Annotated in this window: 25 protein-coding genes; 14 read left to right on the top strand and 11 right to left on the bottom strand. The window is 69.7% G+C overall.

Annotated features, from left to right (window positions below):
* Window positions 1-2: 2 nt before the first annotated feature.
* The 8 genes from ACV7JO_RS03160 (at window position 3) to ACV7JO_RS03195 (ending at window position 6455) form a co-directional block, all read left to right on the top strand.
* Complete coding sequence (locus ACV7JO_RS03160; protein WP_470354892.1) at window positions 3-1703, top strand: ABC1 kinase family protein; 1701 nt, start codon at window positions 3-5, stop codon at window positions 1701-1703.
* Window positions 1704-1755: 52 nt separating this feature from the next.
* Window positions 1756-2136, top strand: coding sequence for a translation initiation factor IF-5A (locus ACV7JO_RS03165; RefSeq protein ID WP_470354893.1), 381 nt, complete (start codon window positions 1756-1758; stop codon window positions 2134-2136).
* Between the two features lie 2 nt (window positions 2137-2138).
* Window positions 2139-2942, top strand: a complete 804-nt coding sequence (gene speB, locus ACV7JO_RS03170) for an agmatinase (RefSeq protein WP_470354894.1) — start codon at window positions 2139-2141, stop codon at window positions 2940-2942.
* A gap of 65 nt (window positions 2943-3007) precedes the next feature.
* On the top strand, window positions 3008-3757 hold the full coding sequence (locus ACV7JO_RS03175; protein ID WP_470354895.1) for a LolA-like protein: 750 nt from the start codon (window positions 3008-3010) through the stop codon (window positions 3755-3757).
* A 154-nt stretch (window positions 3758-3911) separates the two neighbouring features.
* Window positions 3912-4283, top strand: a complete 372-nt coding sequence (locus ACV7JO_RS03180; protein WP_470354896.1) for a hypothetical protein — start codon at window positions 3912-3914, stop codon at window positions 4281-4283.
* Between the two features lie 90 nt (window positions 4284-4373).
* Window positions 4374-5084: a hypothetical protein gene (locus tag ACV7JO_RS03185; RefSeq protein WP_470354897.1), complete on the top strand. Its 711-nt coding sequence runs from the start codon at window positions 4374-4376 to the stop codon at window positions 5082-5084.
* 35 nt (window positions 5085-5119) lie between these two features.
* Window positions 5120-5887 carry a Nif3-like dinuclear metal center hexameric protein gene (locus ACV7JO_RS03190; protein ID WP_470354898.1) on the top strand — a complete coding sequence of 256 codons (768 nt, stop codon included), beginning with the start codon at window positions 5120-5122 and terminating at the stop codon, window positions 5885-5887.
* Between the two features lie 4 nt (window positions 5888-5891).
* On the top strand, window positions 5892-6455 hold the full coding sequence (locus ACV7JO_RS03195) for a SprT-like domain-containing protein (RefSeq protein WP_470354899.1): 564 nt from the start codon (window positions 5892-5894) through the stop codon (window positions 6453-6455).
* Window positions 6456-6466: 11 nt separating this feature from the next.
* On the opposite strand, the gene ACV7JO_RS03200 is transcribed toward ACV7JO_RS03195, so the two are convergent.
* Window positions 6467-6796 carry an AzlD domain-containing protein gene (locus tag ACV7JO_RS03200; protein ID WP_470354900.1) on the bottom strand — a complete coding sequence of 110 codons (330 nt, stop codon included), beginning with the start codon at window positions 6794-6796 and terminating at the stop codon, window positions 6467-6469.
* Entirely contained in the window at window positions 6786-7478 is a 693-nt protein-coding gene (locus ACV7JO_RS03205; RefSeq protein ID WP_470354901.1) for an AzlC family ABC transporter permease, read from the bottom strand. The genes ACV7JO_RS03200 and ACV7JO_RS03205 overlap by 11 nt, the downstream gene beginning before the upstream one ends.
* A 139-nt stretch (window positions 7479-7617) precedes the next feature.
* Here ACV7JO_RS03205 and ACV7JO_RS03210 point away from each other — a divergent pair, with 139 nt between their 5' ends.
* The 3 genes from ACV7JO_RS03210 (at window position 7618) to ACV7JO_RS03220 (ending at window position 10500) form a co-directional block, all read left to right on the top strand.
* The gene (locus ACV7JO_RS03210) at window positions 7618-8625 is read left to right on the top strand and encodes a deoxyhypusine synthase (RefSeq protein WP_470354902.1); all 1008 of its coding nucleotides are present in this window, start codon (window positions 7618-7620) and stop codon (window positions 8623-8625) included.
* A 93-nt stretch (window positions 8626-8718) separates the two neighbouring features.
* A complete protein-coding gene (locus ACV7JO_RS03215) occupies window positions 8719-9216 on the top strand; it encodes a GNAT family N-acetyltransferase (protein ID WP_470354903.1) in 498 nt (165 codons plus the stop codon).
* A gap of 96 nt (window positions 9217-9312) precedes the next feature.
* Complete coding sequence (locus tag ACV7JO_RS03220) at window positions 9313-10500, top strand: redox-regulated ATPase YchF (RefSeq protein ID WP_470354904.1); 1188 nt, start codon at window positions 9313-9315, stop codon at window positions 10498-10500.
* A gap of 5 nt (window positions 10501-10505) precedes the next feature.
* Here the strand turns inward: ACV7JO_RS03220 and ACV7JO_RS03225 are convergent, their stop codons facing one another.
* From ACV7JO_RS03225 to ACV7JO_RS03235, 3 genes are read right to left on the bottom strand one after another with little or no spacing between them, the layout of a single operon-like run.
* The gene (locus tag ACV7JO_RS03225) at window positions 10506-11042 is read right to left on the bottom strand and encodes a hypothetical protein (RefSeq protein WP_470354905.1); all 537 of its coding nucleotides are present in this window, start codon (window positions 11040-11042) and stop codon (window positions 10506-10508) included.
* 46 nt (window positions 11043-11088) lie between these two features.
* Window positions 11089-11715: a hypothetical protein gene (locus ACV7JO_RS03230; protein WP_470354906.1), complete on the bottom strand. Its 627-nt coding sequence runs from the start codon at window positions 11713-11715 to the stop codon at window positions 11089-11091.
* Window positions 11712-12362 carry a DsbA family protein gene (locus ACV7JO_RS03235; RefSeq protein WP_470354907.1) on the bottom strand — a complete coding sequence of 217 codons (651 nt, stop codon included), beginning with the start codon at window positions 12360-12362 and terminating at the stop codon, window positions 11712-11714. Before ACV7JO_RS03235 ends, ACV7JO_RS03230 begins: the two co-directional genes overlap by 4 nt.
* Before the next feature lie 292 nt (window positions 12363-12654).
* Between ACV7JO_RS03235 and ACV7JO_RS03240 the strand changes: the two genes are divergently transcribed.
* Together ACV7JO_RS03240 and ACV7JO_RS03245 are read left to right on the top strand one after the other, a co-directional pair.
* Window positions 12655-12906, top strand: coding sequence for a hypothetical protein (locus ACV7JO_RS03240; RefSeq protein WP_470354908.1), 252 nt, complete (start codon window positions 12655-12657; stop codon window positions 12904-12906).
* Window positions 12903-13373, top strand: coding sequence for a PIN domain-containing protein (locus ACV7JO_RS03245; RefSeq protein WP_470354909.1), 471 nt, complete (start codon window positions 12903-12905; stop codon window positions 13371-13373). Before ACV7JO_RS03240 ends, ACV7JO_RS03245 begins: the two co-directional genes overlap by 4 nt.
* Before the next feature lie 193 nt (window positions 13374-13566).
* Here ACV7JO_RS03245 and ACV7JO_RS03250 read toward each other — a convergent pair whose 3' ends face one another.
* The 3 genes from ACV7JO_RS03250 to ACV7JO_RS03260 all read right to left on the bottom strand — a co-directional run bounded on the left by ACV7JO_RS03250 (window position 13567) and on the right by ACV7JO_RS03260 (window position 16543).
* Entirely contained in the window at window positions 13567-14475 is a 909-nt protein-coding gene (locus tag ACV7JO_RS03250; protein WP_470354910.1) for a class I SAM-dependent methyltransferase, read from the bottom strand.
* A 248-nt stretch (window positions 14476-14723) separates the two neighbouring features.
* Window positions 14724-15809, bottom strand: coding sequence for a GNAT family N-acetyltransferase (locus ACV7JO_RS03255; RefSeq protein WP_470354911.1), 1086 nt, complete (start codon window positions 15807-15809; stop codon window positions 14724-14726).
* A 173-nt stretch (window positions 15810-15982) separates the two neighbouring features.
* Window positions 15983-16543 carry a DUF7978 family protein gene (locus ACV7JO_RS03260; protein WP_470354912.1) on the bottom strand — a complete coding sequence of 187 codons (561 nt, stop codon included), beginning with the start codon at window positions 16541-16543 and terminating at the stop codon, window positions 15983-15985.
* 93 nt (window positions 16544-16636) lie between these two features.
* On the opposite strand from ACV7JO_RS03260, the gene ACV7JO_RS03265 reads away from it, so the two are divergent.
* Window positions 16637-18118, top strand: coding sequence for a replication factor C large subunit (locus tag ACV7JO_RS03265; protein ID WP_470354913.1), 1482 nt, complete (start codon window positions 16637-16639; stop codon window positions 18116-18118).
* Between the two features lie 38 nt (window positions 18119-18156).
* Here the strand turns inward: ACV7JO_RS03265 and ACV7JO_RS03270 are convergent, their stop codons facing one another.
* From ACV7JO_RS03270 to ACV7JO_RS03280, 3 genes are read right to left on the bottom strand one after another with little or no spacing between them, the layout of a single operon-like run.
* Entirely contained in the window at window positions 18157-19140 is a 984-nt protein-coding gene (locus ACV7JO_RS03270; protein WP_470354914.1) for an amino acid ABC transporter permease, read from the bottom strand.
* On the bottom strand, window positions 19137-19880 hold the full coding sequence (locus tag ACV7JO_RS03275; RefSeq protein WP_470354915.1) for an amino acid ABC transporter ATP-binding protein: 744 nt from the start codon (window positions 19878-19880) through the stop codon (window positions 19137-19139). The genes ACV7JO_RS03270 and ACV7JO_RS03275 overlap by 4 nt, the downstream gene beginning before the upstream one ends.
* On the bottom strand, window positions 19877-20551 hold the full coding sequence (locus tag ACV7JO_RS03280) for an amino acid ABC transporter permease (protein WP_470354916.1): 675 nt from the start codon (window positions 20549-20551) through the stop codon (window positions 19877-19879). The genes ACV7JO_RS03275 and ACV7JO_RS03280 overlap by 4 nt, the downstream gene beginning before the upstream one ends.

Genomic DNA, 20551 nt, shown 5'->3' on the forward strand with positions numbered 1-20551 from the left:
CGGTGAACCCACGCGCGTACTGGCGGTTCCTCGTCGTCGCTCGGCACTTCCTCCCCCTGTTGCTCGCGTACGCCCGGGACCGGAACCGGTTCCTGCTGTTTGGCTCCGGCCGGCGGGTCACGAGCGAGCAGCGCCGGGAGCGCGCCGGCGCGTTGCTGGAGTCGCTGCTGACGCTGGGGCCGACGTTCATCAAGCTCGGACAACTGCTCTCGACGCGGCCGGACATCCTCCCGGCGGAGTACATTCAGGAGCTCTCGAAGCTACAGGACCGCGTGCCCCCGGCGGACTGGGACGACGCACAGCGGGTCCTCGAAGACGAACTCGGCCCCGTCGACGACCGCTTCGCCGAGTTCGAGACCGACGCCATCAGCGGCGCGTCGCTGGGGCAGGTGTACCGCGCCGAGGTCGACGGCGAGCGGGTCGCGGTGAAGGTCCGCCGGCCGGGCATCGAGGACCTCGTCGAGGCCGACCTGCGGGTCATCCGCTGGTCGCTCCCGCTCATCATGTACTTCGTCGGCGAGGCCCGCTCGTTCTCGCTGGAGACGCTGGCCGACGAGTTCGCCAAGACCATCCGCGAGGAGATGGACTACGAGCGCGAGGCGCGGATGCTCGGCGAGATTCGGGGGAACTTCGCGGACAACGACGACATCCGCATCCCCAGCGTCGTCGACGACCACTCGACGCGCCGGATACTGACTATGGAGTACGTCCCGGGGACGAAGATAAACGACATCGAGGACCTCGACGAGCGGGGCCTCGACCGGACGGCGCTGGCCGAGACGCTCCAGCGGGCGTACCTCCAGATGATAATCGGCGACGGCGTCTTCCACGCCGACCCCCACCCGGGGAACCTCGCCGTGCAGGACGACGGGACGCTGGTCTTCTACGACTTCGGCATGAGCGGCCGGGTGGAGCCGTTCGTACAGGACAAGATAGTCGACTTCTACGCCGCCGTCGCCGACCAGAACATCGACGCCATCCTCGACGCGCTCGTCGAGATGGGGACGCTCTCGCCCGAGGCCGACCGGCAGGTGATGGGCGAGGTGATGGAACTGGCTATCGCCGACGCCCGCGGCGAGGACATCGAGCAGTACCGCGTCCAGCAGATCGTCCAGCAGGTCGAGGACACCATCTACGAGTTCCCGCTGCGGCTCCCGTCGAACCTCGCCTTGGTCCTGCGGGTGGCGACGGTCGTCGAGGGGGTCTGTGTGACGCTAGACCCCGAGTTCGACTTCATCTCGGTGGCGACGGACTACCTCCGCGAGGAGGGGTACATCGCCGAAGGGGTGCGCAACTACGTCGAGGACCGGGGACGGGAGGTCCGTGAGGCGACCGAGTCCGCTGTCCGCATCCCGCCGAAACTGGAGTCCGTCCTCGACCGGGTCGAGCGCGAGGACCTGCAGGTGCGGGCCGACATCGAGGACTCGGACCGGCTGCTGGCGACGATGACCAAGCGGCTCGTGCTCGGGATGGCGCTGGCGAGCACGCTGTTCTCGACGGCGTTTCTCTACGCCGAGGCCGCCCTGCCGGTGGCCGGCGTCGCCGGCGGCGGGGCCCTCCTCCTGACAGGGGCGCTGTGGTGGTCGTTTCGCTCCGCGAGCGGCGTCCGGGCGACGCCGCAGTTCACGCGCCAGAGCATGCGCGAGCGACAGAGCGAGAGCGACGCCAGCGCCTTCGAACTGACCTACGACGACGAGGAGTGACGGCAGGGCGTATTCCAAACCGTTTATACTGGCACAGGGGCAACCCGGCGGTATGGCAAGAGAGCAGACCGAAGTCCGCGAGCTCGACGAGGGCAGTTACGTGATGATAGAGGACGCGCCGTGTAAGATAGACTCCTACAGCACGGCCAAGCCGGGCAAGCACGGCAGCGCCAAGGCCCGCATCGACGCCCGCGGCGTCTTCGACGACAAGAAGCGCTCGCTCTCCCAGCCCGTCGACGCCAAGGTCTGGGTCCCCATCATCGGCCGGAAGCAGGGACAGGTCGTCTCGACCGACGGCGACGACGCGCAGGTCATGGACCTCGAGACCTACGAGACGTTCACCATGCTGATGCCCGACGACGTGTCGCTGTCGCCCGACGACGAGATAGAGTACCTCGAGTACGAGGAACAGCGCAAGATAACCCGCTCGTAACGATGTTTCCCGGCGCGGTCGCCGACGCCGAGGGCGCGGCCTACGCCCTCGTGGGGGCACCGCTGGACGCCTCGACCTCGTTCCGTCCCGGTGCCCGCTTCGGGCCGCGCCGCGTCCGGCAGTTCGCCCAGGGGTTCGACGACTTCGACCACCACACCGGACTGCGATTCTCGGAACTGGGCGTCTACGACCACGGCGACGTCGGCCCGACGGCCGACACCGCCGAGTACCTCACCTTCTTGGAGAGCGCCGCCAGCGAGTTCGCGGCCGACGGCGCGGTGCCGCTGTTCGTCGGCGGGGAACACACCGTCACCGTGGCGAACGTCCGCGCGCTCGACCCCGACGTGTTCGTCTGTCTCGACGCCCATCTGGACCTCCGGGAGGCCTACGCCGGCGACGAGCGCTCTCACGCGACCGTGACCCGCCACGCGCTCGACGTGGCCGACCGCGCCGTCGTCCTCGGCGCGCGGACCGGGAGCGAGGCCGAGTGGGACCGGGCGGCCGCGGCCGACGTGACAGTCGTCCCGCCCGCCGAAGTCGCCGACTGGACGCCCGATTTCGACGGGGAGCGGGCCTATCTCTCGGTCGACGTCGACGCCGCCGACCCCGGGTTCGCGCCGGGAACCGGGACGCCGGAGCCGTTCGGACTCGACCCGCGGACGATGCGGGACCTCGTCCGGCACGTCGCCCCGCAGTCGGTCGGGTTCGACGTCGTCGAGGTGAACGACCGCGACGACGGGCAGGCGGCGACGCTCGCGGCCAAACTGCTCCGCGCGTTCGTCTTCGCCCACGCGGCGTCGGCGTAGCGTATCCGCTGTCCGACAGCGTAGACACACAAGGTACTTTCCGGCGACGGGAGTACGCCCGGTCGATGCGACGCGGTGCCCTCCACGTAGCGCTGGCAGTCGTACTGGTCCTCTCGGGGTGTTCGGTGTTCGGCTCCGAACCGGTCCGGGAGCAGCGAGCGGTCGACACGCTGAGTTCGGCCCGCGAGCAGGCGGAGAACGCCCGTAGCTACCGGTTCTCGCTGTCGTTCGACGCCCGGACGAGCGACGGTGCCGAGCGCGTCTCGGGCGACGGGAGCGGACGCGTGAACGTGACCGCCCGGGAGATGGCCGCAAACAGCTCGCTCCGCGGAGACACGAGCGGCGCGTACGTCGTGGGCAACACCAGCTACCGGACCTGCGGCGGGCCGATGGACACGTGGGGTCGGGAGAACGTCACGGCGGCCAACTGGACCGCGGTGACGCCGCTGCACTCGCAGTTGTCCCTACTGTCGACCGGCGACCTCTACCACAACGGGACGGAGACGCTTGACGGCCGGACGGTCGTCCACCTGCACGGCCGGCCCTCCGAGCGGGCGGTCGGCGACCGGGCGTCGACCGCGCCCACGTCGTCGCTGGGGGGCCGCGGCGTCGACGAGGTGACCGTCGACGCGTGGCTCGACGCCGAGACCGACCGGCTCAGGCGGACGCGGATTACCGCCACCGTCTCCGCCGACGGGCGGCAGGCGACGGCGACGGCGGTCACGCGGTTCCGGGCCTACGGCGACCCGGTCCGAGTGAGCGTCCCCGACGACGTGCGCGAGAACGCGTTCCAGATAGGCTGTCCCGGGAGCTGACAGTCCGCCGAGACGACGGCGCGTCGTCGCCGGCCGACGGGGGCGTGCGGGCCTGTCACCGCGACCGAAATAGGCTCTCCCTCCCTCTCGGGACGCCTCAATAGCCCTGCTAGAAACGGTTTTGTACGCGTCCGGGGTTGTCGACGGTACCGAAATGGTCTCGGAGATGCACTGCGCGGCGTGTCGGTTGCCGAGCGCGTACAACCGAGCCATCGTCGACGTGGTCCGCGACGAGGCGGTCGGCTGTCTCTGCACCCGCTGTGTCGGCGACTTCTTCGGGGAGTCGTTGGACCGCTACGAGTCCCGCGGGGAGTCGTGCGTGCTCTGTGACCGCGACGGATTCATCGCCCTGCCGAAGTGGCGGGCGGTGACCGTCCGGCAGGACGGCGACGTTCTCATCAGGGGCGTCGACTTCGACGTGGTGGCGACGACGGCGCGCCTCTGTGACCGCCACCTCCGGGCGCTGCGCGAGACCGACCGGCCCGGGACGGCCGCCGGCCGCGCCGCCGGGTCCGGGGAGCGGTAGCCCGGCCGAGGACAGAGCGCAGCGGCGACCGGCCTGCCCGACGGCCGCCCGCGTCGGACCGTTTAACAGCCCGGGCGGCGACGTGTCGCTATGGACCGACTCTCCTCGTGTTACTTCTGCGGTGGAGCCCTCGACGCGTCGCTCTCTGAGTACCCGGTAGTGCCCAAGCGCCTCGACGACGACCCGGCCGACGGCAAGACGGTCGTCCTCTGCTCGACCTGTCGGGAGAAACTCGCCACTATCGTCGAACCCATCGTCGAGGCGGCCGACGCCGCCGACCGGCGGGCGACCGGCGACGACCACCCCGGTCACGCGGCGGCCGACTCGACGGCCGACTCGGCGAGCGGACCGCTGGCGAACGGGCGCGACGACGACGCGGCCGCTGACGACAGTGGCTCGCCGCTCGGGGTAGCCGGTGGGGACAGTAGTGACCCGTCCGCGGGGAGCGACGACGCGACAGCCACCGCCGACGGTGACCGCGGCGACGACGCGGCCGCCGAAGCCGGCGAGTCGACGGCCGCTGACGACGGTGACGCGGACGACGAGCGTGCCGACGACGGAGGGACGGCGGCCGAAGGCGACGCCGCCGAGAGCGACGGCCCGACGCTGACGCGGCTGGAGTACAACAAGGTGATGCGGCTGCTCCAGAACCGGGAGTTCCCCGTCCCGCGCGACGAGATACGCGAGGTCGCCGTCAACGCCTACGACATCGACCCCGGGGAGTTCGACGCCATCATCGACGCGGCGGTCGACCGCGGCCTCATCGGCGAGGCGGACGGCCAGTTCGTCGCGGCGGAGTAGGAAAAGCATACGGCGGCGGACGGCAAACGGCCGCTATGCACGCGGGCGACATCGCCGAACGTCTGGACGACGAACTCGCCGTCGACGACTACGCCGACCTCGACGCGAGCCCGAACGGCCTGCAGGTCGGTCCGGCGACACGACAGGTAGAGACGGTCGCGTTCGCCGTCGACGCCGCCGTCGAGACCGTCGACAGGGCCGCCGAGGCCGGCGCGGACCTCCTCGTCGCCCACCACGGCATCGTCTGGGGCGGCGTCGAGCGGGTGACCGGGACGACCTACCGCCGCGTCGCGCCGCTCGTCGACGACGACATCGCGCTCTACGTCGCGCACCTCCCGCTGGACGGGCACCAGTCGCTTGGCAACGCCGCGGGGCTGGCGGACCTGCTCGACCTCGACGACCGCTCGCCGTTCGGCCGCGTCGGCCCGGAGTACATCGGCCAGCGGGGGACGCTCCCGGAGCCGACGCCCGTCGACGAACTGGCCGAGACCCTCGACGACGCGCTCGATACGGGCGGACAGTCGGTACAGACCCTTGATTTCGGCCCGTCGGAGGTCGAGGACGTGGCTATCGTCACCGGCAGCGGCGTCGACTGGCTGGACGAGGCCGTCGAGGCGGGCGCGGACGTGCTGGTCACCGGCGAGGGGAAACAGCAGGTGTACCACGAGGCCCGCGAGGCCGGCCTCAACGTCGTGCTCGCCGGCCACTACGCGACGGAGACGTTCGGCGTCCGGTCGCTGCGCTCGCTCGTCGCGGAGTGGGGCCTCTCGACGGCGTACGTCGACCACCCCACCGGCCTCTGAGGCGATGGCCGACGCGCCCGCCTACGACGGTATCGAGAGCCACGAGGACCTCGTCGCGTGGTCGCGGGCCTACTGCCGACGGGTGCGCCGGGAGCGCGGTGTCTCTGTCCGGTTCGACCTCGTCGAGTGGGACGTGTCGACGCGGGCCAAACGCCGCGCCGCGGCGGTCAAGCGGCCGAAGCTCCCCGACGCGACGGTCGGCGAACCGTACGACTGGGCGGCCGTCGACGGGGCCGATGGCCGGCCCCTTCCCTGCACCGTCTCGCTGACGTGGGCGGCCTTCGAGGCGTTCGACCGCGCGGAGTGGGAGTCGACGCTGCGTCACGAACTCGTCCACGTCGAGCAGTACCAGCGCGACGGGACGACCGACCACGGGCCGGCGTTCGAGGCCCGGGCGGCACAGCTCGATACGGCGGTCCACTGCCCCTCGTTCGCCGACCCGAAGCACGTCCTGCGCTGCGGGGCCTGTGGCGGCGTCGTCGCGGAGCGGTACCGCGACTGCAAGCTCGTCCGCGAGCGCGAGCGGTACCGCTCGGACTGCTGTGGCGCGGGCCTCGAACTGGCCTGAGACGGCACGACTCAGAACAGGAACCGGACGGCCCAGAGGACGCCCATGCCCGTCGCCATCGTCGCGAACACGTCCTCGGTCTTCCAGGCCACGCCCGCGGCCAGCGCCCCCGCGACGAACTTGTCGGCGGCGAAGGTCGCGGCGTCGAGCGTCACGAACGAGGGCAGCACGAGCGCGGCGAGGACCGCCGCGGGGACGAACCGCAGCAGTCGCTCAACGCCGGCCGGAATCTCGTCGAGGCGGCCAAACAGCGGGATAAACGAGAGTCGGCAGGCGTAGGTCAGGACGCCGATGGCCGCGACGGCGGCGGCGAGCGCGACCGGGTCGTAGCTAGTCGCCATCGCTCGCCCCCCAGACGGACTCGGTGACCACGCCGGCGGCGATACCGACCCCCGAGCCGACGAGCAGGCCGAAGTTGAGCGGGAGGCCCGCGCCGAGGACGGCCAGCGCGCCCCCGACGACGGCGGCGACCGCGGACGCCCGGTCCTCGATGGCCGGGACGAGGATGGCGAGAAAGACCAGCGGGATGGCGAACTCCAGCCCCCAGGCGTCGGGGACGCCGGTCCCGAGTACCGCGCCGGCGACGGTGGTGACCTGCCACACCGCCCAGAGGGTCACCGCCGCGCCGAGGTAGTACCACTTGCGGTCGACGGGGCGGTCGGACCGGTAGCTGGCGACGGAGACGGCGTACGCTTGGTCGGTGAGGACGTACGCGAGGACAGCCTTCCACCGGGCGGTGAACTCGCGGAAGTACGGCGCGATGGAGGCCGAGTACATCAGGTAACGGAGGTTGATGACCACCGCCGTCACTACGACGAGAGTGAGCGGGGCGTCCTGTCCGAGCAGTTCGAGGGCGGCTATCTGCGACGCGCCGGCGAAGACGACGACGGAGAGCCCGACCGCCGTCGTGAGCCCGAACCCGGCGTTGACGGCGGCGATGCCGGCGACGAGGCCGAAGGGGACGATGCCCAGCAACAGCGGAACCGCGTCGCGGGCACCGCGGCGGAACGCGGAGGTGTCCATAGCCGTGGGTCCGTGTCCGTGACGCTAAGGCCTCCGTTTCGGCTGCCGTGTGCTGTGTCGAGACGGGGCACGGTGTCGAGTCGCCGGCCGACGCGCCGAACCGCGACGTTGAAACCGCGGCGCGCCCGATTGGGGGCCAATGAGCGACCCCACGGACGAGCGAGAGACGTTCCGTCACGACCCCATCGGCCACGCCGAGGCGCAGGCGGGGATGACCGTCGGCGAACTGGCCGACAGCTACGGACAGGCGGGCATCGGCGCGAGCGCCCTCCACGAGGCGGTGGACATCTACGCCGAGATGCTCGACGACGACGTGACGACGTTCCTCGGACTGGCCGGCGCGATGGTCCCGACGGGGATGCGGGCGATAGTCAGCGAACTCGTCCGCGACGGGCACGTCGACGTGCTGGTGACGACGGGGGCCAACTGCACCCACGACACCATCGAGGCCATCGGCGGCAAACACCACCACGGCGAGGTGACGCCGCCGGAGACGACCGAGCGGGAACACGACGAGACGCTTCGCGACGAGGGCGTCGACCGCATCTACAACGTCTACCTGCCCCAAGAGCACTTCGCGCTGTTCGAGGACCACCTCCGCGAAGAGGTGTTCCCCGCTCTCGAAGCCGACAGCCCCGTCTCTATCCAGCGGCTGACCGAGGAACTGGGCCGGGCCAACGCCGCGGTGAACGAGCGCGAGGGCGTCGACGAGCGACAGGGCGTGCTCGCCACCGCCTACGAACACGACGTGCCGGTGTACTGCCCGGCGTTTCAGGACTCCGTGCTGGGTCTGCAGGCGTGGATGTACGGCCAGACGAGCGAGTTCGCCGTCGACGCGCTCGCCGACATGACGGGTCTCACGGACATCGCCTACGAGGCCGACAGCGCCGGCGCGCTGGTCGTCGGCGGCGGCGTCCCGAAGAACTACGTCCTCCAGACGATGCTGGTCTCGCCCGACGCCTACGACTACGCCGTCCAGTTGACGATGGACTCCTCGAACACCGGCGGCCTCTCCGGGGCGACGCTGGACGAGGCTCGCTCGTGGGGCAAACTGGAGAAAGACGCCCGCAACGTTTCGGTGTACGCCGACGCCACCATCACGCTCCCGCTGGTCGTCGCCGCCGCCCGCGAACGCGCCGGCGAGTGAGCGGCCGGGTGGTCGCGCGGCGGGCGAAGGCGACTGCGCCGCGTCGCCCGCCGGACCGTGGTTCTTTACCCGCGGAGTGCTACGTGTCCACGCATGGCACACTCAGCCACAGTCCGGAGCGCCGAGCCGGCCGACACGGACGCCGTTTCCCGCGTCGCGCGGACGACGTGGCACGCGGTCTACGACGACATCGTCGGGCCGGCGGCGGTCGATGAGCTACTGGCCGAAGGGTACGACGCCGCGGTGCTGGAGCGGATGGTGGAGTTGGACGACGTGGGCGTGCTCGTGGCCGAACTGGACGGCGAGGTGGTCGCCTACGCCAGCGGCGGGATGACCGACCCCCACGGTATCGGCGACCTCGACCTCTACGTCCACCCGGACCACTGGGGCGAGGGACTCGGGACCCGACTGCTCGAAGCGGGACTCGACCACCTCCGGGACCTCTCGCTCCGGAAGGTCCGCGACGAGGTGCTGGTCGAAAACGAGGTGGGCAACGCCTTCTACGGCGACCACTTCGAGCGCATCGACGAGGACGAGGTCCGCATCGACGGGGAGTGGTACCCGGTCAACGTCTACGAGCGGACGCTGTAGGTGGTCGCCCGCGGCCAGCGGTCGCCTGCGTGGGACTCACACCCGCTGTCGGTCAGTTTGGCAACGCTTTAGCGCGTCATCGACCTGTCACCGTCAATGAGCTACCGTATCGGACTCGTCGGCAAGCCGTCGGTCGGCAAGTCCACCTTCTTCAACGCGGCGACGATGAACGACGTGCCCGAGGGCGCGTACCCGTTCACGACCATCGACCCCTCGGTCGGCGAGGCCTACGTCCGCGTCGACTGCGCGGCCCCGGAGTTCGAACACTCCTGTACGCCAAACCACGGCTACTGCGCCGACGGCGTGCGCTTCGTCCCGACGAAACTGGTCGACGTGGCCGGTCTCGTCCCCGGTGCCCACGAAGGGAAGGGGCTGGGGAACCAGTTCCTCTCGGACCTCAACGAGGCCGACGTGCTCGTCCACGTCGTCGACTTCACCGGCGAGACCGACCTCGAAGGTGAACCGACCGAAGGTCACGACCCCCGCGAGGACATCGACTTTCTGGAGGACGAACTCGACATGTGGTACCTCGACGTGCTGGAGAAGGGCATCGAGCGCTACCGCTCGGGCTACCACGGCGAGGACAAGGCCATCGAGGCCGACCTCGCCGAACAGATGTCCGCGTTCAAAATCAGCGAGGAGGAGGTGAAGCAGGTCATCCTCGCCGAGGGCCTCGAACTCGACCCCGACGCGTGGGACGAGGCCGACAAGGCATCGCTGGCCCGCGAAATCCGCATCCGGACCAAGCCGATGGTCGTCGCCGCGAACAAGATGGACACGGCGGCCGCACAGGACAACTGGGAGACGGTCACCGACGACCCGGCGTACGACCACCTCACCTTCGTTCCGGTGTCGGCCCACGCCGAGAAGGCCCTGAAAAACGGTGCCGAGCAGGGTGTACTGGACTACCGCCCCGGCGACGACGACTTCGAGGTGACCGCGGACCTCCCCGCGGAGAAGGCGGCGGGGCTGGAGCAGATACGCGAGTTCGTGACCGCCTTCGAGGGGACCGGCGTCCAGCGGGCCATCGAGACAGCGCTGTTCGAGGAACTGGGTGCCATCGCCGTCTTCCCCGGCGCGCGCAAGCCACAGGACGACGGGACGTTCCTGCAGGACTGTTTCGTCCTACCCGACGGGTCGACCGCCGAGGAGTTCGCGTACTTCCTGCACACCGACATCGGCGACGGCTTCCTCCACGCCCACGACGTTCGCTCGGGCCGGCAGGTCGGTGCCGACACGGAGCTGGACCACCGCGACGTCATCGAAATCACGACGACGAACTGACCCCGCTACAACAGCAGGTGCGCCAGTAAAACGACGATAGCGACCTTCTTGACGAGGACGATACCGACTATCCACTGGGTCGTCGAGAGCCCCCGGACGCGCTGGAGGCCCCGGCGGAGGACGGCCGGCGAGTGGGCGACCTCCCGCGCCAGCAGCCGACACTCCGCCCGGAACGTCTCCGCGACCGTCCCCTCGCCCTCGGTGTAGCCGGCCTCGGGACGGGGGTGCCACTCGGTACCGGTGTATTCGAGTTCGACGAGCGCGCCCTCCAAGTGCGTGGCCTGCTCGAAGGCGAAACCGCTGGCTTCACAGAGCCGTTCGAGCCGGGCCACGTCGCGGTCGCTGTCGAGGCCGTAGCTCCGGCGCACCGCGTCGCTAGCCCAGTCGAACCGGAACCGGCAGACGACCTGCTCCTCGCCGACCCACACGTCCGCCACTGTCGCCAGTTCGACCGTGCCCGTCGTCTCCTTGCGCTTGCGCTTCAGCCGCTCGTACTCGGAGGGGGTCGCCGACGTGGTTCGCTGGGACTCCGTCTCGGACATGCCTTCTCCCTCACGTTTGTCCGTCGGCGCTATACGCTTTCTCCCGCTACGGCGCGACCGGACACCCGTTTATCTCCCCGCCGCGCATCCCCTCGGCGAGCCAGTACACCGAGAGGACGAGCACGACCACGGCCCCGAGCGCGAACTCCAAGCCGTCGAGCGGGAGCACGAGGAGCGAGCCCGAGACGCCCAGCAGCGAGAGGACGCCGACGAGCACCGCCGAGCCGCAGGCCGCACACCCCGCGCCGAGGGTCCCCAGCAGGACGCCCGCTGCGCCGGAACCGCCCTGCCGCAGTGCCAGTCCGTGCTCCCGGACGTGGTACGCCACCAGCGCGATGTCGACGCCGGTCAGGGCCGCCACGGCCACCAGCAGGAGGCCCTGCGCCGGGTGGAAGAACGTGCCGACGAAGGGGTACAGCTCCAGCAGGACGGTGAGCCGGCTCGCCGGCGAGAGCGAGCCGAAGACGACGAGGTCCATCACGGCCGCGACGTTCAGCGAGACCACGAACAGCGTCAGCGACGCCAGCGCGGCGACGACGGCCGTCGCGGCGTATCCCGGTATCGTCACGACCAGCCGGACGGTCCGCCCCATCAGCCGCCAGTCGTCGGCCCGCGTCGGGAGCCGCGGCGGGCGCGGGAGCCGCCGCCGGAGCCGCTGTCCGAGCGCCGTCATCCGGCCTCCCCCAGCGCCTCCGCGATGACGGTGTAGCTGACGCTCCCGGTGACCGTCGTGACGTACTGGCCGTCGCGGAACAGCAGGACAGTAGGCGTCACGTCCCCTAGCTCCGCGCTCTCGGCCGCGTCCACGTCGGCCTGTACGGCGTCGTCGTAGGCCCCCTCTCGCGCGTCGGTTACGACCGCGTCGGCGTCGAGGTCCGTCTCGCTGTCGAGGAACGTCCGCGTCCGCTCGAAGACGTTGTCCGCCGAGAACGCCGGCTGGGTGGCGAAGTAATGACCCAACAGTGCCCAGAAGGCCGCCCCGCTCCGGGCGAACGTCGCCTCCAGCGCCCGCGTCGCCGGCTCGCCCCACGGGTAGACGACCGGGTACATCCGCACGACGTAGGCCGCCGTCCCCGGTTCGACGAGTTCCGACCGGAGCGTCGGCACCGTCTCGCGGTGGAACGCCCGACAGCGCTGACACGACGGGTCCTCGAACGCGAGGACGACGTGCCCGCCCAGTTCGCCCCGCCGCGGCTCGTCCTCGTAGCCGGCCGCGGCCGGGTGGTCCTCGATAGACGGCCCCGTCTCGCTCCCCCCGCAGCCGGCGACCCCGCCGACGGCGCTCGCACCCGCGAGCGTCAGGAACCGTCGTCGCTCCATGTCCTCCCCCACGGGACCCGGCCGTTTAGCGTTTGGTCTCCCGTGCGCAGCGATGAGAAACCGTCTTGCCTCCGGCCGCGGTAGCTCCGCCCGGCCGATGACGACCCGACGCTCCGAGCCGAGGTGACTCCCCGGCCGTGACGAGCCCTATGAGTGCCGAGGCCGCCATCTTTGACGGTAGAATGAGTCTCTGAGGGAATCTTCCCATGGCCACGGTAGACAGAGGCCCCGGTCAGATTCTCGTCGGGCGGGCAGACACGGATTTATGAACGTTGCCGAGTAATCACACTGCATGGTCGCCGAAATCTCCGACCGGGTTCGAGAAATCGCCGAAGCCCGTGGCCTTCCGGAGTCCGAAGTGTTCGAGCGGGCACTCGAACGCGGTCTCGAAGACCTGTGGGAGGACCTCGTTCTCGCGCGGTACCTCGACGGCGAACTCGACCGCGAGGAAGCAATCGAACGTGTCGGTCGGACGAAAGTCGAGCGAGCGGAGCGAGAGCGCGAGGTCGTCGAGGAAGACGTCGACTGGGGCCTGAACGCGTGACGCTCGCGGCTGTCTCGGACGCAGGACCGCTCATTCACCTCGCTGAAATCGGGTCACTCGAACTGTTCTCTACGTTCGACACACTACTGGTACCAGAGACGGTTTACAAGGAAGTCGAGGCCGGTGGCGTTCCGGACGGGTTGGCCGCTCTCTCGTACGAACTCGTCGAAGCCGACGAAAGCCGAGTCGGAAGCGAAGAACTGGACGCCGGAGAACGTGCCGCGATTGCGGTCGCTGAAGAGCGAGGCGTTGTTCTCCTAACCGACGACCTTGCCGCCCGAGAAGCAGCGTCCGACGCGGGCGTCGAAGTACGCGGTTCTGTTGGCGTCATCGCGCTCGGTTACGCCCGCGGATTGTTAGATAGAGACGAAGCGGCAGCCCGTATGCGAGCACTCCAGCGTGAGACGAGTCTCTTCGTGACCGAGGCGGTCGTGGAGCGCGGTATCCGAATGCTGGATGAAGAGTAACGGGACGAGCGGACTCTATAGCTGCTGTAAACACATTCACTATGGATAGATTGTTGGTCGGGAGTGCCGAGGCCAGCGTTCCCCACAAACTGGCTCCAACAGCCCGACTGGTTTCGGGGACCACACTCCCGGCCATCCGAGAGCGGACAGTCATCGGTCGGGGCGGGCAGAGGGAGAGCCGCGGCGGCCCGGGTCACCGTTCACTCGGGTCCGCGACGGCCTCGTCGGCCGGTTTGACGACGTAGCCGCTGCTGCCCGGACAGTCGTAATCCCGGTGGGGGTTGTAGTGCCACGTCACGAGGTCGTCCGCCGGCGACTGTTCCGCCACGAACGTCTCGAAGGCGTCGTTCCAGCCGACGTGGTGCGAGACCAGCGCCCCGTCGGCAGAGAGGTACTGCCACGCCAACTCGAACTCGAAGAGCATGCTCGACACCGTGTGCGCGGAGTCGTGGTGGAAGAGGTCGACACCCTCGAGTCGTTCGAGGAGCGCGGGCAGTTCGAACTGGGGCTTGCCCGGGATGCACTCCCAGCGCTCGCGGAGCCGTTCGGCGACGAGCCAGCCCGGTTCCTTGCCCGCTGGAACCACGTGGCTGCCCGCTTCGGCGCAGGACGGGCGGCCGCGGGCGAACCGTCCTTTCGCAGCCGGGTCGACGGCGTCGTCCCCGCGCAGCGACTCCGAGTAGTCGACCGAGTAGAGCCGCCCCGACCCGTTCGCGTCGAGGGCGGCGAGGATAGAGAGCGTCGAGACGCCGTTGTAGACGCCCGTCTCGACGACGGTCTCGGGCTGGCGCTCCCGGACGAGCGCGTACAGGCGGACGCACTCGTCCTTGTGGGCGTCGTACAGCGAGGCGTCGGCCGGGAGCTCCGCTATCCCGTCGCGTATCGCGGGGCCGACACAGCTCCCGTCGAACTCGGCTTCGTACTCCGCGATCCGTTCCTCGCTCCCCAGAAACCGTGCGGAGAAGTCCTCGGCGGTCTCCCTCGCTCGCTTTCGGTGCCGCCACGACACCGTCGGACTGACGACGTAGTACAGCGTCTCGAGTAGCGGTTGGTACTCCGTCGGTGTGGCGAGGTAGATGCTCGTGAGTACGTCTTCGAACACGTGGAATCGAACTCCCTGTTCGTGACGCCGGCACTCGGCGACCGGCGCGCAGTACGCTCCCCGTTCGGTGGAGGCGGGTTAGTTAGCAACAGTCTACAGCGGTGCCGACGGCCCGTATCCGACCGCTACCCGGGACCGTCGACTCGGCCGCCGAAACGTCGCCCGGGTGTCGACTGAACGCACCCGGTCGCCGGCGCTTACCCGCCGCCGGCCGGGTGCGTCCCGACTGCACGGGCCACCGCCGGGCGCTACAGGTTCCGCGCCACGTACTTCCGGCGCGCGAACTTGAACAGCGGCCACAGGAGTGGGTTCCCGCCGCGCTCCCACTGCATCACGGGGACCACGCGGCCGCCGTACTGGATCTTGAAGCGAAACACCGAGTTGTCGAACGCCGCCCCGGTCTCGCCGAAACTGTACTCGTCGAACCCCTCGTCCATCGCCCACTGGATGGCGTGGGCGTGCATGAGTTCGGAGGGGTAGGCGTCGTAACAATCGCGGTCCGGAATCGCCGACAGCCAGTGGTGAAGGACCGAGTTCTCGGTGTCGAGGAGGTAGACGTACCGACCCACTCGGTCCCCGCCGACGCGGGCCGTAACCACCCGGACGCGGTCCGCGAACCGGCTCCGGAGAGAGCGGAAGAAGGAGAACGGGTGGACGGTCCCGTCGACTCGCTCGGTGTTGCGCTCGTACATGTCGTACGTACGGACGAGGTCGTCGCCGAACGGCGTCGTCGCAACGCGGTACTCCTGCTCGTGCGCCCGCCGAACGTCCTTCCGGCGGGAGGTGGTCATCCCGTCGAGGACGGCCTCCCAGTCCTCCGAGAGGTCGAGGCGGAAGGTGGCGACGTTCGCATTGGGCTCGTACCCGCGCGACCGGAGGTACTGCCCGTACCGGACGTGTCCGAGGTCGTCCGTCGAGACGAGGCGGTAGAGGAGGCGGTCCCCGAGGGCGTCGTCGAGCGCGTCGAACAGCCGGTCGAGGTTCGCGCGCTCGTCGCTGGCGACGACCGGGCCGCCGTGGCCGACGTGGCCCGACTCCATCACGGAGACGTCGAGCGCCGAGAGGGCGGCGTTCGCGGCGTCGTTCACGACCTGTAACGCCGAGACGAAGCCCGGCAAGCAGGCGACGGGGTTGGTGTCCTTGCTCACGACGACGTGGCGGGGTTCGGCGTCGAAACCGTCTTCGACGGCGGCGAGCCACTCGTACCGGTGAAACAGCGTCCCGCGGTCGGCGTGGACGACGAGGTTGTTCCACTGGTTCGCGTCCACGTCGTGAATGCTGTTCAGGACTGCTGTCTCGTACGCGTTCGAGTCGGCAGAATCACCGGAGGGCATACCCGGCACCAACGCCGGGACGGTGTTCGTTATGGCTCCGTTTCCGATGCCGGGCCGGACCCACAGACGGCGGGCGAACGCGTCGGTCCGCGCGCCCCGGCGCGGGGGTCCGTCCCCGGCAAAAGCCGGGCTTACCGGACGATAAGCAGCGGCTGTGTGGCCGCCCGTCGCGGTCAGTCCAACTGGCTGCCGGCGACCGCACCGAGTCCGCCGAAGACGACCGGGAACACCACGCCCGCGAGGACGACGGCGGTCAGCAGCGTCGGCGCGCCCTGTCCGGCGTCCCCGACCGAGACGGTGAACAACACCGCGCCGACGACGGACAGCGGGAGGTAGCCCGCGACGACGGCCGCTCCCACCCGGAGCGCCCGTCCGACCTCGGTCGCGCCGTCGAGGCGCGCGGCGGCCAGCCCGGCGGCCGCCAACAGCAGCGGCGGAATCGCGTACAGAACCGCCGACAGCGAGCCGTTCGAGGCGATGAAGTTCACCGCGTCGGTCCCGCCCAGTAGCGGCACGTCGATAGTCAGCGTCGTCGTGACGAAGTGGGCGTTGAAGAACACCCAGCCGACGATCTTCCACGCGCTCCCCTCCGCGCCGAACCCCTCGGCCAACCGGGCCAACAGCGACTCCTGTACGACGGAGATGCTGAGCGCGTAGACGAGGACGTAGCCGACCACGAAGGCCGCGACGCCGGCGGCCCCGGCGGCGACGTACCCGCGACGGTTCGCTTCCATAGTGTCCCCACCCCCGTAGAGCCGGGCGATAGTCTTTGTGGCGCGGCCGGCGCTCCGCAATCCCTAAACGCCAGTCGCGCCAACCGAGGGGTAATGGATTGGACGGAGAAGTACCGCCCGACGACGTTGTCGGAAGTGCGGGGCAACGACAAGGCCCGGGACGCCCTGTTGGAGTGGGCCCGGACGTGGGAGGACCACCGGGAGGCGGTCATCCTGCACGGCTCGCCCGGCATCGGCAAGACCTCCGCCGCGCACGCGCTGGCGAACGACATGGAGTGGCCGACCATCGAGTTGAACGCCAGCGACTCCCGGACCAAAGACGTCATCGAGCGGGTCGCCGGCGAGGCGGCGAAGTCGGGGACGCTCACCGCCGGCGGGCAGGGGCGGCGGCTGGTCGTCATGGACGAGGCCGACAACATCCACGGCAACGCCGACCGCGGCGGCTCGCGGGCCGTCGCCGGCCTCGTAAAGGAGGCCAGTCAGCCGATGGTCCTCATCGCCAACGAGTACTACGAGATGTCCAACTCGCTGCGGAACAACTGCCAGGACATCGAGTTCCGGGACGTGTCGCCCCGCTCTATCGTGCCCGTGCTCCGGGACCTCTGCCGGCAGGAGGGCGTCGAGTTCGAGAGCGACGGGCTGGAGGCCGTCGCCGAGCAGAACAGCGGCGACCTGCGCGGCGCGATAAAGGACCTGCAGGCCATCGCCGAGGAGACCGACCGCCTCACCGAGGATGACGTGGTCACCGGCGAGCGCGACACCACCGAGGGAATCTTCGAGTATCTGGACGTGGTGCTCAAGGAGGGCTCCGCCGAGGAGGCGCTGACGGCGAGCTACGACGTCGACGAGACGCCCGACGACCTCATCAACTGGATAGAGGACAACATGCCCAAGGACTACGAGGGGGCCGAACTGGCGCGGGCCTACGGCTACCTCTCAGACGCCGACCGCTGGCTCGGGCGCGTGCGGGCGACGCAGAACTACTCGTTCTGGCGCTACGCCGGGGACAACATGACCGCCGGCGTGGCCGCGGCCCGGGACGGCACGAAGGGGGGCTGGACCCGCTACGGCCCGCCGAGCTACTGGTCGAAGCTCGGCCGCTCGAAGGGGACCAGACAGACCCGCGACCACGTCGCCCGGCGGATAGCCGTCGTCGACGGCGTCTCGATGGCGACGGCTCGCCGGGAGATTCTCCCCTTCCTCGCGTCGATGACCCACCACTGCACCAACCGCGACCTGACCGTCTCGATGGCCGCCACCTACGAACTGGAGGCCGAACACGTCGCCTTCGTCACCGGGTCGGGCGAGGACACCAACAAGGTCCAGTCCATCGTCGAGGACGCCGAGGCCGCCCGCGAATCCGCCGCGGTCGAACACTCCGGCGGCGCGTTCGAGGGAGCGTCGAAGGACGCGGGCGGGGACGCCGACGGGAGCGAGCAGGCCGGCGACGCGGGCGACGACCAGCAGGCGACGCTCGGGGGCGGGAGCGACGCGGGTGACGGGGCCGACGACGCCGCGGCAGCCGACGACGCTGGCGAGGACGACCAGCAGTCCGGCCTCTCGGATTTCATGTAGGCAGGGACTGCGGGCCCCGAACGGCTCAGACCGGCCGCTCAGGCCTGTCGCGTCCCGCCCAGCCCCGGAATCGCGGTCCGCTCCTCGACGACGGTCATCAGCAGCGACGCCGACAGCACCAACGCGAGGTAGAACGCCGCCGCGAGCAGGTACAGCTCGGTGTAGCGGAACGTCTCGTTGGCTATCTCCTCGCTGCGGAAGAACAGCTCGCGGACGGTGATGAACGCCGCCAGCGAGGAGTACTTGATGAGGTAGACGAGTTCGTTGGACCACGAGGGGATGGCGTACCGCAGCCCCTGCGGGAGGACGACGTAGCGGATGCCGTCGAGCTTCGACAGCCCGACGGCCCGGGCGGCGGTCAGTTGACCGGCGTCGACGGACTCCAGCGCCGAGCGGATGTACTCCGCCTGATAGGCGGCGCTGTTGAGCGTGAACCCCAGCACCGCGACCCAGACGGCCGTCCCGGGGACGAACCCGACGCCGACGCCCGGGACCACCCGGATTAGCTGGGTCAGCGGCAGGCCGAAGTAGAGCACGAACAGCTGTGCCAGCAGCGGCGTCCCGCGGATGAGTTCGGTGTAGGACAGCGACAGCCACCGGAGCACCCGGCCGCCGTAGACCCGCGCCACGGACAGCGGGACCGCGAGTACGAACCCCAGCGCGATGCCGGCGACGGTCAGGACGACGGTCAGCCACGCCCCGCGGGCCAGCGCCGGCAGCGACGGGACGGCACCCGCGGCGAACCCGAACAGGCCGGCAAGCAGGTCCAGCGGGAGGCCGGCCAGACCCAGCGACGCCGCGGCTGTGGCCAGCGAGTCCGCGGCCGACTGGAACGGGGCCGCGGGGAGGAACGACTGCCCCTCCGGGACCGCGAGGCCGGCGGGCAGCAGGTAGTCGTTCGTCCAGCGCGACAGGAGCCACCCCCAGAAGACGGCGACGGCGGCGAGTGCCCACGGGCGGTCCGTGTCGACCGAGACCGTCGTCCGGACCTCGCTGGCCGCGCCGGTGGCGTCGGAACTCATTCGCCCTCGCCGGCCGCCAGTCCGCTCAGGAACTGGGCGGTCCGGTCGTGTTCGGGGTTCTCGAACAGCCGTTCGGGTGGCCCGGACTCGACGATGCGCCCCTCGTTCAGGAAGTGGATGTCGTCGGCGGCCGACCGCGCGAAGCCGGTCTCGTGGGAGACGACCAGCATCGTCGTCCCCTGCTCGGCGAGGTCTTGCATCACGTCGACCACCTCGCCGACGAGTTCGGGGTCCAAGGCGCTGGTGGGCTCGTCGAACAGCATCAGTTTCGGCTCCATGGCGAGCGCGCGGGCGATGCCGACACGCTGTTTCTGCCCGCCGGAGAGTTCGGCGGGGTAGGAGTCGCCTTGGTCGCCGAGACCGACCTCCGCGAGGCGGTCGGCGGCCCGTTCGCGGGCCGTCCGCTCGTCCAGCCCCTTCACCCGCTTGAGACCGAGCGTGACGTTCTCGACGGCGGTGAGGTGGGCGAAGAGGTTGAAGTTCTGGAACACCATCCCGACGTTCTGCCGGAGTTCGTTCACGTCCGTCTCCGGCGCGGTCACGTCTAAGTCCTCCAGCCAGATGTCGCCGCTGTCTATCTCGGTCAGGCGGTTGATACAGCGCAGCATCGTGGACTTCCCGCTGCCGCTCGGTCCCATCAGCACGTCCACGTCGCCGCGGTCCATCTCGAAGCTCACCCCCTTCAGCACCGTCTCCTCGTCGTAGGACTTGTACACGTCGTCGACTCGCAGCAGGCTCATGCGTTCTCTCCCGTGGGTAGCGCGTAGTAGTCGCCCAGTCGGTCCAGCGCGCGGTTGGTCCCGAACGTCAGCACGAAGTAGACGGCGCTGATGGTGAGTACGACCTCGGTGACGGCCGTCGAGCCGCCGATCTGGGTGAACAGGTTGTTCCCGCGCGTGAGCAGTTCGGCCAGTCCGATGGCGAAGGCGATGCTGGTGTCTTTCAGGACGATGGTGAACTCGTTTTGGAAGCCCGGCATGCTGCGCCGGAGCGCCTGTGGCACGACGACGCGACGGATGGCCCCAAACCGGCTCAGCCCGATTGCGCGGGCGGCCTCCATCTGCCCGTCGTCGACGCTCTGGAGCGCCCCGCGGAATATCTGTGACTGGTAGGCCGCGCTCCGGAGTCCGAGCCCCACGGTGGCGGTGACGAACGCCGACTCCGAGACGGAGACGACGAAGTACAACACGAGCATGATGACGACGATGGGCGTCCCGCGGAGGACGACGCCCGCGCCGGAGACCAGTCGCCGGAGGAGGCCGTCACCGTACACCTCGACCGCGCCGGCGGGGAAGCCGACGAGGAAGCCGAGCAGGAGGCTGGTTATCGTCAGCCCGACCGTGACGGCCGCGCCGCCCAGCAGGTAGTCGAGGTTCTGCCCGACGAACACCCAGTCACTCGCCTGCAGCAT

The organism is Haloarcula sp. MBLA0138 (genome assembly GCF_055632455.1).